11 protein-coding genes are annotated in these 12,821 nt (G+C 58.5%); 6 read left to right on the plus strand and 5 right to left on the minus strand.

Features of this window, described 5'->3' with window-relative positions; genetic code table 11:
* Positions 1-63: 63 nt before the first annotated feature.
* On the minus strand, positions 64-1,809 hold the full coding sequence (locus tag SynRS9902_RS09655; RefSeq protein WP_222929459.1) for a hypothetical protein: 1,746 nt from the start codon (positions 1,807-1,809) through the stop codon (positions 64-66).
* Positions 1,810-2,235: 426 nt separating this feature from the next.
* Between SynRS9902_RS09655 and SynRS9902_RS09660 the strand changes: the two genes are divergently transcribed.
* The 3 genes from SynRS9902_RS09660 (at position 2,236) to SynRS9902_RS09670 (ending at position 4,395) form a co-directional block, all read left to right on the plus strand.
* Positions 2,236-2,415: a hypothetical protein gene (locus tag SynRS9902_RS09660; RefSeq protein ID WP_255446095.1), complete on the plus strand. Its 180-nt coding sequence runs from the start codon at positions 2,236-2,238 to the stop codon at positions 2,413-2,415.
* Between the two features lie 4 nt (positions 2,416-2,419).
* The gene (locus SynRS9902_RS09665) at positions 2,420-2,614 is read left to right on the plus strand and encodes a hypothetical protein (protein ID WP_186508974.1); all 195 of its coding nucleotides are present in this window, start codon (positions 2,420-2,422) and stop codon (positions 2,612-2,614) included.
* Between the two features lie 155 nt (positions 2,615-2,769).
* Entirely contained in the window at positions 2,770-4,395 is a 1,626-nt protein-coding gene (locus SynRS9902_RS09670; protein ID WP_255446096.1) for a DUF2079 domain-containing protein, read from the plus strand.
* A gap of 219 nt (positions 4,396-4,614) precedes the next feature.
* Here the strand turns inward: SynRS9902_RS09670 and SynRS9902_RS13540 are convergent, their stop codons facing one another.
* Positions 4,615-4,755 carry a hypothetical protein gene (locus SynRS9902_RS13540; RefSeq protein WP_222929460.1) on the minus strand — a complete coding sequence of 47 codons (141 nt, stop codon included), beginning with the start codon at positions 4,753-4,755 and terminating at the stop codon, positions 4,615-4,617.
* A gap of 167 nt (positions 4,756-4,922) precedes the next feature.
* Between SynRS9902_RS13540 and arsB the strand changes: the two genes are divergently transcribed.
* The gene (arsB, locus tag SynRS9902_RS09675) at positions 4,923-5,933 is read left to right on the plus strand and encodes an ACR3 family arsenite efflux transporter (protein WP_186508976.1); all 1,011 of its coding nucleotides are present in this window, start codon (positions 4,923-4,925) and stop codon (positions 5,931-5,933) included.
* Between the two features lie 13 nt (positions 5,934-5,946).
* Positions 5,947-7,140 carry a chromate efflux transporter gene (gene chrA, locus SynRS9902_RS09680; protein WP_186508977.1) on the plus strand — a complete coding sequence of 398 codons (1,194 nt, stop codon included), beginning with the start codon at positions 5,947-5,949 and terminating at the stop codon, positions 7,138-7,140.
* A 578-nt stretch (positions 7,141-7,718) separates the two neighbouring features.
* On the opposite strand, the gene ribD is transcribed toward chrA, so the two are convergent.
* Together ribD and SynRS9902_RS09690 are read right to left on the minus strand one after the other, a co-directional pair.
* Positions 7,719-8,783 carry a bifunctional diaminohydroxyphosphoribosylaminopyrimidine deaminase/5-amino-6-(5-phosphoribosylamino)uracil reductase RibD gene (gene ribD / locus SynRS9902_RS09685; protein ID WP_186510601.1) on the minus strand — a complete coding sequence of 355 codons (1,065 nt, stop codon included), beginning with the start codon at positions 8,781-8,783 and terminating at the stop codon, positions 7,719-7,721.
* Positions 8,783-9,271: a DUF3122 domain-containing protein gene (locus SynRS9902_RS09690; RefSeq protein ID WP_186508978.1), complete on the minus strand. Its 489-nt coding sequence runs from the start codon at positions 9,269-9,271 to the stop codon at positions 8,783-8,785. The genes ribD and SynRS9902_RS09690 overlap by 1 nt, the downstream gene beginning before the upstream one ends.
* 265 nt (positions 9,272-9,536) lie before the next feature.
* Between SynRS9902_RS09690 and SynRS9902_RS09695 the strand changes: the two genes are divergently transcribed.
* Positions 9,537-10,322 carry an AraC family transcriptional regulator gene (locus tag SynRS9902_RS09695; protein ID WP_186508979.1) on the plus strand — a complete coding sequence of 262 codons (786 nt, stop codon included), beginning with the start codon at positions 9,537-9,539 and terminating at the stop codon, positions 10,320-10,322.
* On the opposite strand, the gene SynRS9902_RS09700 is transcribed toward SynRS9902_RS09695, so the two are convergent.
* Complete coding sequence (locus SynRS9902_RS09700; RefSeq protein ID WP_186508980.1) at positions 10,241-12,739, minus strand: GH116 family glycosyl hydrolase; 2,499 nt, start codon at positions 12,737-12,739, stop codon at positions 10,241-10,243. The two genes, SynRS9902_RS09695 and SynRS9902_RS09700, sit on opposite strands and share 82 nt — an antisense overlap.
* Positions 12,740-12,821: the final 82 nt, after the last annotated feature.

Here is a 12,821-nt window from a genome sequence, read left to right on the forward strand (position 1 = left end):
CAATAAAAAACCCCCTAAGAAAGGGGGCTTAAGAGAGTGCACAAAGCAATTGCTCAATAGAAATCAAAGATCATTTATATGAATTTGGTAGGTGTCAATAGTCTGAGAAACCTCATTTGTTACAAACATATGGCCTTTATTCTTGTTTTCGTTGACAAAGAGCAAGCCCTCGGGGGACAAGGAGTTAGGACTTTGAAGAGTAGTCACGTGCTTAACACGATCATCATTCTTAGCAGCACTTAGATCGACAACTTCAAAAATAGGAACGATGGTACCGTATTCATTTTCTTGATCAGCGTTGTTGTAACACCGCTCAAGTGCTACAGCAATGAAATCACGCTTATTCTTGCCCTTACCAAGCCTAAAGAACTCTACAGTTTCAGGCTCTGTGCCCTTATCGTCACTGCGACCATCGGGATAATAGCCAAGCTCGTTAGCAATTTCTTCCGTGAGGTTGCCGGAGTCGTAAATCACTTTGCCCTTTCGGTTATGTATGGAGAATCCACGTCCGCCAAAACCAGTAATCTTCCCTGTGATGGGATCGTTTTGATCAACCAAAGTCTTTAGGCGACCTTCAGCAATAATTTGAGAGTCGTATTTATTTGCATCACCGTCATCCACAAGCTTACCGGCGCGGCGCTCATCTGACCAAAATTCGTCATCGTCACTGACACCATATTTTTTAGTAATGAAGAACTCATCACCTTCTTCCGCCTCAAAATTGCCCAAGTTACCTATGCCTGATTGATCATAGACGTAAATAGTGCTTTTTTGATCAAGTGGATCAGTAAACGAATCTACTTCATTACCACTAAAATTTGTTCCATAAGAGAAAGTTCCATCTTTTTCGGCTTCAAAATTAACTTCATCTGGTCTCACCCGACCATCTCCCTCATTGGGAGAGATAAAGAAAAGTTTGTTCTTGCCTTTGTATTTCGTCTTAAATGTATCAATCCCGTCTGGCATCCGAGCACTAACAAGATTGCTCTTTACACTGGGATCGTATCCATTATCCTTATCAGAAGTATCAATTGGAATACCTGACCAGTCTTTATAGCCCAAGCCAAACACCCCTTTAATTTTGCCTTTCTTGAAATCAACCTCAGCCAACGCATTATTCTCTTGCAAAGCAACAAGAGCAGTTTTGTTATCTACAATTCCAACATATTCAGGCTCAATATCTCTTATAGCGATGTTATCAGAGCCTGCAACACCTTCAGGGTTGTAGAGTCGAACTCCACGCTCCAAGTAGTAAGTGTCAGGTTTGTCAAAATACAATGTTTTGACTTTAGACTTCGAAAGATTTTTGTTATTAATTTTAACGATTGAAACGCTGCCCTTAGGATTTTGATCAATCTCATCAGAGCCATAAAACATTAACGGCTCGCCTTCATCTGCGGTTACCAAAGTTTTTCCATCTTTACTGAAAGTAAGCTGATCAGGCTGATAACCAACCTCAACAGATCCTTTGCTGACCAATCCTTTCTTTGAATTATATTTAAAAAACTGAACCGTCCCTTTCCGGGTTTCCTTGTCAAAAACAGATGCAGCAATTAAACCTTTAGAACTCACACGTACGTCGGTAACATCCCCTGCCAGATAATATTCGGCAGAAACTGTTCCCTTGCCGTAACCTCTAGAATAATCAATGGCAACAACTTGACCTCCTTTGTCATCGGTATATTCGCCAGTGATGACATAAGCAATCTTAGCTTTTGGGTCCCAATCAACCTTTTCAGCACCACCGGGGTTGATCGACTGCAGCGGTGAAATAATTTTGTCGCTGATCATTTGAAGCTGAATGCTCACATCAAATAATGAATCAGTAGGCCCAGAAAAAGGGTTAGCCACTGATTAAGGTCTAGAAAAGATATCTTAAAAATGCCGTCATCTCACCTTAATGATTAATAAGTGGATAACATTTGGCAAAGGCTGGATAATCGCCACGGAAGGTTAAATCTTTTTGGTCTGATTTTATTGCATTTATAATCTTAGGGTTCATTGGTTGCATCGCTTCTGAATGTGAGGATGTCTCGCCGGCGCTATTGGGTCAGATGGGTACGCAACGCCGAACAGCGGTTGAAAATGTGTGGCTGATGGTCCCGTCTTGGTGTTGCTGAGTACATCGATCGTTGATTTTTATCGATAATTTTTTATTCATCGTTGGCCTGCCATTTGCAGGTGCAGTTCGATCCGGCGTCATGCAACGGGGACCCGGACACTGTGGAGACGTTCATGTCACCTCTCGACCTCGTCAAGCGCGCAACCCTTCGCAAGCAACGCCTCACTGACGCTCAGCTTGCCCATTTGCGTGCCACCGCTTATCGCGGTGTCGACACCTCAGCCCACCTCTCTCCGACCATTGCCCGTGGTTCTGCGACCTGCACGTATCCGGGTGTTGCCTACAAGAGCTGAACCGGTGCAACACATCGGCAAGTGCCCCGTTGAGGGGCGTTTTTTGGATGAACACCGTGGTTGCCCAGCCCATTTCCTTTGGCATGCCAGCCCTGTGACGCTGGGTTCCAATTGGCCGGCTCAGGCCCCCGGCCGGCCGCCCCGTCCCGGTGTGGTCGCCATCCATCGAGCCAGTGGCGAACCCCTTCTGGCGGGTTGAGCCGGCTTGGTGAGCATGCACCGTTTCAGGCCTTGATCATGCAGGTTCTCTGCACTCAATCCGTTTGAGCTCTTGCTCAGAATCCCAGGTGCTCCACAGCACATGCAGGTGATCAAGTCGCTGCAACGCTGAGCTGCATTGAGTGAGGCGTGCAGGTGCCGTTGTTGACGTCCCGTCGCGTCCTCATCGCGGCTGGTTTGTTCGCCGTGATCTGCCTGGGCCTGCAGGCCTGGCGTTCCTGGGTCCTGTTGGCCAGCTACGACCAGGGCATTTTTCAGCAGGTGCTTTGGAACAGCCTGCATGGCCATTGGTTCGAGAGCACCCTCTCCTCGCAACTCTCCACCAACGTGGAGCATGCCGGACAGCTGCCTTCGGTGGATTACGAACGGCTTGGCCAGCACTTCACACCAACCCTGTTGCTTGTTGCGCCATTGCTGGGGCTGCTCGGGGGAGCCGCCCTCCCGTTGGCTCAGGTTGGCCTCATCACTGCTGCGGGTCTTGTGCTGCATCGCCTCGCCAGTGGTTGTTTGCCGGAACGCACCGCCAACTGGATCGCCTACGGCTATTTCGGTGGCAACGCCTTGATCGGTCCCACCCTCGGCAACTTCACGGATCTCTGTCAGCTGCCTCTGGTCGTCTTCGTGCTGGTGCTGGGCCTGGTGGAACGGCGCACCGGGCTGATCCTGGTGGCCGCCGGCCTGATGCCCCTGATCAGAGAGGACACGGGGGTGCTTCTGGTGGCGGTTGGCTTCTGGTTGTTGGTACGCCATCGCCAACGCTGGCCCCTGGCTTTGGCATTGATCAGCTGGGGAGGGGGATGGGTGTTGCTGTGCACCAACGTTCTGATGCCGCTGTTCTCAGACGACAACGCAAAGCGCTTCATGGTGGAGAACTTCGGTCAATACCTCAGCGATGGGAACAGTGGAGGCGGCAGCAGCCTTGCGGTTCTCCAACGGATGTTGTCTCAGCCATTCCTGCTGCTTCAGCAATTGGTGGATCCCCCCGGAGGGACCTTCCGCTACCTCCTTGGCCATAGCCTGCCGTTTCTGTTCCTACCCCTGATCAGCCTCGATGCCTGGCTGCTGGCGGGCCCAAGTCTGTTGGGTCTGTTCCTGGCCCAGGGCGCGAACAATCCCCTCGCGATCACCATTCGCTACACCCTGCTAGTGGTGCCTGGCTTCGCCCTTGGCACCCTGTTCTGGTGGCAGCGGCGCCCCCACTTACAGCTGGGGCCTCGCCTCAGGCTGGCTTGGGGCGCAGCCATCAGCCTCTCTCTGCTGCTCACGTTGACCAGCAATCCCCACCGCAGCCTTTCGTTTCTTGTTCCTGCCAGCGTGCAGCCATGGGTGCACAGCAGCCCGGCTGAACAATGGAGCCATGGTGCAGCGGCTCGGCGTGCCTTGGCTGTGATTCCTCCGCAGGCCAGCGTTGCGGCGAACACATCACTGGTGCCTTTGCTTGCCCGCCGCGAGGTGTTGGTGCGCTTCCCTTTCAACACCGACTATCTGGACCGCAAGGGTCGGCCTCAAAGCGTGGACTGGGTTGCTGTGGACCTCGATTTGCTTCAGCGTTACGGCCGGGCGTTCGCAGGAGATTGGCGCCAGCTCCGCAACAGCAATCGCTGGATTGAAGAGCATCGCCAGGCTTATCGCGTTCAATCCCTTGAGGATGGCGTTGTGGTGCTCCAGAAGGAAGGCCCGATTCACGCCTCACTGGAATTGGCTCTGGACCAGACCTTGCAGCAACCGCTTCCAGCCAATCCGCGCCGGCGGCGCTCCTGAACCACGGCTCCGCCTCAAAAGGGGGTGAATGCCAAGCCGATTGAGTTCCACTTCACTGTCAAAAGTTCGTATGCATTCGATCAATGCACTGCGACGCGATGGTTTCTCACTCCTAAAAAACCCAGAAATGTGATTCTAAGAATTCATACCCGGTTGTTGACGTTAACCAAGCGGCCTCAGTGGGTTTGGATCTTGGTATTCACAGGTTTCAGAGATGCCTCACTGGCGGCTTGAGCATTGTTCCGTTGTCACGCTTTGTTCGGCGAATGCCCGTTCCGATGCCAGTTTCCAAGGGTTAGGAACAACCAGCGCAAAGATCAAAATAGCCCAAGGAAACAGGCCTATGGGTTTTTCAGTCATCGATATTCAGGCACCATTCAACATTGTTGGTCAGGTGGTTTAAGTGAAAATTGTGTGTTTCTTTAGAGGCTATTAAGCCATGCTGAGCGTGTATTCCAAATCACATCCTTTCGTGAGAGGAACCTGCTGGAGGTAGGGTTCTTCCATCAAGAATTCTTGATGAATTGATGGGTCTGTTCGAGCGATACCTTTCCGTTTGGATTGGCCTGGCGATCGTGGTTGGGGTTGGCCTCGGTGCTTGGTTCCCTGATGCGGCGGCAAGCATTGCGGCCCTGGAGGCAGCAGGGATCAATCTGCCGATCGCGGTGCTGATTTGGGGAATGATCTTCCCGATGATGCTGGCGGTCGACTTCTCCTCCATCGGAGCGATTCGCCAGCAACCGCGGGGGCTGTTGGTGACAGCCGTCGTGAACTGGCTGATCAAGCCCTTCACCATGACAGCGCTTGCCTGGCTGTTCATCCGTGGCGTGTTTTCCGCCTGGATTCCGGCTGCCATCGGACAGGAGTATGTGGCCGGGATGATTCTTCTTGGCGTCGCTCCCTGCACGGCAATGGTGTTCGTGTGGAGTCGTCTCAGCGATGGCGATCCCAACTACACCCTGGTGCAGGTCGCGTTGAACGACCTGATCATGGTCTTCGCCTTTGCCCCGATTGCGGCTCTCCTGCTGGGGGTTTCGGATGTGTTGGTGCCTTGGGACACGATGCTCACGGCAGTGGGTCTGTTTGTCGTGGTCCCCCTGGTGGCCGGATGGTTCACGCGGCTGAGCCTGCGCAGTGTTCGCCGGATTGAGCGGCTGGAGACGCGGCTCAAGCCCCTGGCGATTGGCGCGTTGATCGCCACCGTGTTGCTGCTGTTCATGGTGCAGGCCCAGGCGATTTTGGCCAATCCGCTGGCCATCGTTTTGATTGCCATCCCTTTAATCCTCCAGACCTATCTGATCTTCTGGATCACAGCGTTCTGGATGCGCTCAGCAGGGCAGCCACGATCGATTGCGGCACCCGGGGCCATGATCGGCGCGTCCAACTTTTTTGAGTTGGCAGTTGCGGTGGCCATCAGCCTGTTCGGTTTGAACTCCGGGGCTGCCTTGGCCACGGTTGTTGGCGTGCTGGTGGAGGTTCCGGTGATGCTGTCGCTGGTGGCGATGGCCAACAGGAACCGACGCCTGTTCCCCGCCTGAGAGGGGCAGCACGATGCCCGCTCCACTGCAGGTGTTTGTTCAGTTCTTCGTGTTGGGGCTGACCTCCTTCGGTGGCCCCGTGGCGCACCTCGGTTATTTCCACGAGCGTTTTGTGCAGCGGGAGCGTTGGATCACCGCTGAGGCCTATGCCGATCTGGTTGGGCTCTGTCAGTTGTTGCCGGGGCCTTCGAGTTCCCAGGTGGGCATGGGCCTGGGGCTGATTCGGGCCGGTTGGCTTGGTGGTGTGGCGGCCTGGGCAGGGTTCACCTTGCCTTCGGCTGTGTTGATGGTGCTGGCGGCGTCGCTGCTCTCAGCCCATCCCAGTTGGATCGATGGGGGCTGGGTGCATGGCTTGATGGTGGCGGCTGTTGCCGTTGTGGCCCAGGCCGTTCTGGGCCTGCAGCGAAGGCTGGCTCCCGATCGGCAGCGGGCCAGCCTGATGGTGAGTGCTGCTGTGCTGGTGCTGTTGGTGCCTCGCGTCTGGGCCCAGCTGTTGGCCCTGTTGTTTGGCGGATTGGTGGGTTGGTGTGTGCTGATCCCATCTGAGCTGGAGCCATCGGCATCGGAACGTCTCGTGGTTCCGCTGCGGCGTTCGGTGGCGGTGGTTTTGCTTGGGTTGGCTGTGCTGCTGTTCGTGGCTCTGCCCTGGCTTTCTGATGTCGCCAGACCGCTGCTGGTGCAGCAGCTCAGTGGATTTCTTCGCACCGGTGCCTTGGTCTTCGGCGGTGGTCATGTGGTGCTCCCCTTGCTGGAGCAAGCCTTGGTGCCCAACGGTTGGATCGACCTGCAGCATTTTCTGGCGGGGTATGGCGCAGCCCAGGCGGTGCCGGGGCCGATGTTCAGTTTCGCGGCTTTTCTTGGTTTTGATCTGCAGCCTGGACTTCAGGGCATCGCCGGTTCTGTGATGGCGCTCGTTGCCCTGTTTTTTCCCTCGTTCTTGTTGGTTGGTGGGCTCTTGCCCTTCTGGAGCGACCTGGGCCGATTGGCTCCGATGCGTCGAGCCCTGCTGGGCATCAACGCATCAGTGGTGGGCATCCTGCTGGCGGCGTTGTTTCAACCCGTCTGGCAGACAGGCATCCGCGGAGGCGCTGAGTTCAGCTTGGCGTTGGTGGCGTTTGTGCTGTTGGTGAGTTGGCGGCAACCGGCGTGGCGGGTGGTGCTGTTCTGCGCCGGAGTGAGTGGTTTATTTCAGCTTGCTTGCCAGTAGACGATGCGAGCCCTCCACGCAAAGAATGTGCGAATACTTTTTAACGGCGAATTCCTTGGCCGTGTTGGGAGTTGTACCCAGTGCTGGCCATGTGATCACGCATGCGAATGCACACAACAACAAAGCCAAGGCTGCTTTGCTGCATCTGCTGCTGAAGCTTGTTCAGTGACGCTTATCCGCTCCGTTATTCGTCCACGTCATCTTCTCTACCGACCAGTCCCAATCGTGCCAAGGGGGTGGCTCACATATCCCTAATTCGAGGGATATTTCCAGATCAAACTGACTGCTGCCGCAGCTCGCGGATGCCTATCAACTGGGGAGATGGTCTCGAGCTGGACCGGGTTGTAGCCGTGATCCGTGAGAGCGACCTGGGGAGGCCACCATCGCGATGGGCCGATGGCTGCTCTATCTGCACCGGGATCTTGTGCGAGAAACCTGGCGCATGCGCACGGAAGAGCCACCGATACCCCAGCCATGCGCACAAATCTGCGCAAACTTACCGGCAGTTTGCTTGCAATAACAAGGGAACAAGGCCGCTTCGCCAGCAGCCTCGATCGGCAAAGCCGGGAGCGCTGAGCTCAGCTGCCGCTGCGCCAACGCAGCAACCAGTCGCTGCCCATGGGCTCGCTCTGATGCCAATGCCCTTGCAGCACCTGATCCATGGCGCTGAAGTTCAGATCTCCAAGGGGAGTGCGGGCCGCCATGCCCCCCATCAACTTCGGAGCCACCACCGCTGCGATCTCCTGCACGCAGCCCTGCCGGATCGCAGCGGCCGCCAGCTCAGGGCCGCATTCCCAAAGCACCTGGTTGCACCCCCGTTCCGCCAGGGCCTCCATCAGCTGCTGCGGTTCACAGGCCGAAAGCCGAAGGTCCTCAGGCCCGGATGGCAAACGCCGGAGGTCGGCATCGGGGCCATGGGCCACGAGGGTCGGTGCCACCGCGGTGTCCCAGAGCTGGGCCTGATCCGGCAGATCCAAACTGCGGCTCAACACCACCCGCAGCGGCTCCGGTGAACGCCGGCCCCTGCTGGTGAGCAGCGGATCATCGCCGCGAACCGTGCCGCCCCCAACCACCACGGCATCCATGCCACTGCGCAGCTGATGCACCCAGTCGCGGGCGGGCGGGCCGCTGATCCATTGGCTGGCGCCATTGGGCAAAGCAGTGCGGCCATCGAGGCTCATGGCCCACTTCAGGATTCCGAGGGGGCGGCCAGTGCGAACGCGGTGCAGAAAGGCTCGGTTCTGCTGGCGGGCCTCCTCGCGCAGCACACCACTGATCACATCCAGCCCCGCCTGCCTCAGCTGACGGATGCCGCCCCCATCGACCCGGGGATCGGGATCCTCCAGGGCGATCACAACGCGGCGAATTCCCGCGCGCAGCACCGCCTCACTGCAGGGGGGCGTGCGGCCGTGGTGGCAGCAGGGTTCAAGGGTGACCACGAGAGTTCCGCCCCGGGCCGCATCCCCGGCCTGCCGCAATGCACCCACCTCAGCATGGGCATCTCCGGCCCGGGCATGAAAGCCTTCACCCACGAGGCGGCCTTGGCGATCAAGAACCAGGGCCCCCACGAGAGGGTTGGGGCTGGTGTGACCTTCAGCAAGGGCGGCCAGGGCCAGGGCCCGCCGCATCCAGAGCTCCCACATCAGCTGAGGGGCAGCTCCTGCAGGGAGCGCCATTCACCAACGACGTAGGGAGGGATCGGCAACTCGGTGAAGACACCCGGCAACGCCAGACGCAGCGGTCGGTTGTTGCTGAGATCGTCCAGCAGAGGATCGAGGGCAAATTCAGCCGCTGCGTCGCGGCCATCGGTGGCCAGCACTGGGTTGGCCAGGGTGATGTCGTCCAGCTGCCATTCGCGCCGACCCGCCAACACCTGGAGGCTCACCGGATGATCGAGCCGCAGTTTCCCGGGATAGCCCACCACGCGCAGCACCACCGACTGGCCCGGAGGGCCTTCGCGGTAGGCCACCGCCTGCCAGCTGTCGTAATCGAGGTCCCTGAGGCTCTCCAGCGAACGGACCATGGCGACGCCATCCTCGTTTTCGTGCTGATGACCCTGGGCCCATGCCAGACCTGGCGTGAGCAGCAGCAGCCCCAGAGCAGCCAACAAACAGCAGAACAAACGGCGCATGAGCAGGAGGTGAGTCAGCGAATTCTCACAACAATCCTGGCTTTAAGGCGATTTCCGCAAACAATCAGCCAATGAAGGTCGCTTTTCATTCGTCACCTGGGTTCAGCAACAGCCTGCAGGCGATGGGCTTTGAGATGGATGTCGGCCAATTGAGCCGGGGCCGGCTCAAAGGGAGCTTCCGGCAGGTGGTTCACGGCAGCTGCCGGTTTTATCCATCCAGACCAATCAAGACCTGCTTCTTCAGGGCAACCGACGCCCTGGGGTGTTGCCCCTCAGCTTGAACACCACCGATCAGCTGCCGGTGGTTCGAGGGAAGGAAACACAACCCTGCTCACTGCATGGTTTTCATGCCGGCCTGAGCGACGCTTTTGTTCAGCTTCCGGCAGGGGCCCACATCCAGGTTGTCCTCGTCTCCCAAACACGATTTGAACAGCTCGCCACCGCCACCGGTGATCCCCAGACGCTCGAGGTGATCCACAGGTCCAACTCCGCCAACATCCACCCCCAGCGTTTTGCAGAGATCAGCAGCTTGATCCAGGCCCAGCTGATGGGAGGGGGCCAGGAGGATCTGGTGGAAGTGGCGGCGCTGGAGACGTTGTCACCCCATCAGCTGCAGGGAACAGCCAGTGGTGAACTGGGTGTGGAGGCAGGACTGATGAAGGATTTGGTGGCTTGGGGGTTCAAGAACACCGGCCAAGCGATCACGCTCAACGATCTCAGCGCCACTATCTTCGCCTCGCGTTCTTCGATCGTTCACCACTGCCGCCAGAGCTTCGGCACCGGCCCCATGGCGTTGCTGAAACAGATCCGGCTCAGCCAGGTGCATCACGCCCTCAGCTCCCCGGAGGTGCAGCAGGCGATTGGCGGCAGCACCGTGCACGAGATTGCCTGCCATTACGGCTTCCAGAGCCGCAATCACTTCGCCAGGGATTACCGCAACCAGTTCGGTGAATCCCCCAGCGCCACGCTTCAACGGGCATCCGCTCCGGGGATGAGCGTCCAATCAGTCTCCGTGGCCCAGAGCCCCCAGATGGCCATGGCCCTGAGGTAGTGGCAAGCCCGGTAGGTGTTCACCGCGGTGATCGCCTCAGGGGTGCGGAACTGCAGACCACCGGAATACACCTGCTCGACAACCGCTGAGCAGATCGCTTGCGCCGTCTGCTTGTCTCCCATCAGGCGGTAGTAGCTGGCGATCCCGAAGTTGATCCCCGTCCACACCTCGAGCGGGTGGGTGCCATTGGGATCCAAAGGCGTGCCATCGCGACGAAGACCATTGGCCACACCGAGGGATCCACCATCGAAAGCCTCGAAGCAGGCCTCCTTCACCGCCTTCAAGGTGCTGCGGCTGTTGTTGTCACTCACCACCGGCGGCAGGCCCAGGAGCCGTGCATAGAAATCGCCGCAGAGCTGATCGGCCATCACCACCGGCGTGCCGCTTTCGGCATCAATGTCGTAGTACTCGCCGTTCCAGAGCAGCTTGTCGAAATTGCCTCGGGATTGCTCCAGCCAACCGCTGAATTCCCTTTGCTCAGCGGAGGTATCGAGCCCAGTGCTGAGTTGCAGCGTCTGGGCCATGGCCAGGGCAGCCTCAAGCGCAGCAATCCAGAGGGCACCGCAGTAGGCACTCACCCCTTTGAGGGGCCAGTCGTCGAAGGTCTGATCCGGAGCACCGCCGTTATCGGGCAGGCCGTCGTTGTTCACATCAAACGTTTTGAGGTAGCGCAGCGCCTCCACGGCCGCCGGCCAGCAATCGGCGAGGAAGCGGATGTCTTCACCACTGGGGGCGAGCTTGAACGTGCGCCACACCTGCAGCACAAAGTCGCTGCCGAGGTCTTTCCAGAGGTTGCAGTCTTGATAAGCGGTGTAGTTGGTCGCATCCCAGGGGATCTCGTTGGGAGCCCCCAGGTCGTGGGGGGTGGCTCCTTTCACCTTGCGGTCAGCTTCCACCCGGCCCTTGCCCTGGGTGAAGTACCAACCGATTGGGCGCTGGGTGGCATCTGCGGCCGGAATCGCCCGGGCAAAGCTGCGCAGCACGGCCTTGTCGAGTTCCGGCCAGAGCTGCAGCAGGGCCAGGGATCCGTAGAGACGAACGTCAAGACTTTCGTACCAGGCGTAGTCGAGGCACTCGAGAACGCCGAAACGACCGTAGGGATCCTCCGGTGATGCCGCACTCCAGAGACTGCCGCCTCTGCAGAGGTCGTAGAGCTCATTGAACAGAGCCATCCGCAGCGGTTCCGGCAGGTCCTGGCGTTGCAGCACCGGCTGCTGCCAGGCCTCGATCTGCTGTCGCCAACTGCGCCAGTCACGCAGCGCTTCAGCGGCAATGGCAACCGCCTGGTTGGCATCCGCAGCGAAGAAATCGGTGTAGCGGCGCAGCGCCTGGCTGCCGGTGGCAAAAGCCGTCACAGGCAGATCCCAGCTGATCACCAGCGGAATCTCAATGCTCTGCCCGGGGGCCAGCTGACACTGCACCGCCAGCGCAGCACTGAGGGGATCGTCGGATCCACTGCGTCGGTCGTTGTTGCTTTCAGGGATGGAGCCATCAGCACTGAAGCTGTCCCACAGCTCACGCCCATCACCGCTGGGATTCCAGCGACTGCAGCGCTGGATCGTGACCCCGGGCTGCTCGGCTGTGGCAATGCACCACTGGCCCTCACCTTCGGCAACGGGGTTGGAGACTTTGCCCTCCAGCACCACTCCCTTGAGGGAGCCATCGTCAATGCAACGGTTGCGCTGGCCGGTGGTGCTGCCGATGGCCGGGGCGTAGTTGTGCTCCGGGCTTCCGTCATCGCGGAAGTGAATCTCCGCCGAGGCATCGGTGTTGGTGAACCAGCCGGTGGTGTTGCGCCAACTCAGCAGCAACGACAAATCAAGAGGCTGATCCGTGGGATTGCGCAGCGTCCAGACGAACACCGCCACCGGGTAGCTGGTGCGCTGGTAATCACCCGGCAGGATCGGGCTGAAGGCCTCACAACGCACCTCGGCGTCATAAACGCCCTCATAGCTGGTCCAGCTGAGGGGGTAACGGGCGGAATAGGTGCCGGTGCTGCGATCCGGCGTGCTGGCCGGGTACCACTCCCAGGCCTTCAGCGGCTGGCCAGCCTCCGGCCGCGAGGCATCCTGATCCGGCTGAACCGCCAGGGCGTGGGCACGCTTGCCGCGGCCATTCCCTTCAAACAGAGCGAACTGGCAATCGGGCAGCACCCCAAACCAGTGCTCGCCGCCATCGAGGTGCCAGAGGTTGATGTTGCCGTCGGGCGCCCGCCCGAAGCAGCCAGCTCCGAAGCCCCCCAGCGGCATGCCATGGTTGGGGCCGTCGTCGAGGTTGCTGGCATAGCGAACCGTGTAGGGCTTGTCCCAGCCCAGGCCAAAGGGTCGGCTCCAGGAGGCCTCCGGTGGCTGCCAGCCCTTGGCTTGCTTGCCGCGACCCAGCAGGGAGTTCAGAGCGGACCAACCGAACGAAGCCATGCAGGGGCCGAGAGTCGCCCCAGATTGCCAGGTTTGACGCGATCAGCCAGCCGTTGCGATCAGCCTGCAGACATCAGCCCGC

The organism is Synechococcus sp. RS9902 (assembly GCF_014279635.1).
In the GTDB taxonomy this organism is placed as follows: domain Bacteria; phylum Cyanobacteriota; class Cyanobacteriia; order PCC-6307; family Cyanobiaceae; genus Parasynechococcus.

Coding starts and splice junctions, on each gene's coding strand:
- arsB (WP_186508976.1), top strand. CDS start 4,923: ATGGGTCTGTTCGAGCGATACCTTTCCGTTTGGATTGGCCTGGCGATC.
- SynRS9902_RS09700 (WP_186508980.1), bottom strand. CDS start 12,739: ATGGCTTCGTTCGGTTGGTCCGCTCTGAACTCCCTGCTGGGTCGCGGC.
- SynRS9902_RS09660 (WP_255446095.1), top strand. CDS start 2,236: ATGTCACCTCTCGACCTCGTCAAGCGCGCAACCCTTCGCAAGCAACGC.
- SynRS9902_RS13540 (WP_222929460.1), bottom strand. CDS start 4,755: ATGACTGAAAAACCCATAGGCCTGTTTCCTTGGGCTATTTTGATCTTT.
- SynRS9902_RS09690 (WP_186508978.1), bottom strand. CDS start 9,271: ATGCGCCGTTTGTTCTGCTGTTTGTTGGCTGCTCTGGGGCTGCTGCTG.
- ribD (WP_186510601.1), bottom strand. CDS start 8,783: ATGTGGGAGCTCTGGATGCGGCGGGCCCTGGCCCTGGCCGCCCTTGCT.
- chrA (WP_186508977.1), top strand. CDS start 5,947: ATGCCCGCTCCACTGCAGGTGTTTGTTCAGTTCTTCGTGTTGGGGCTG.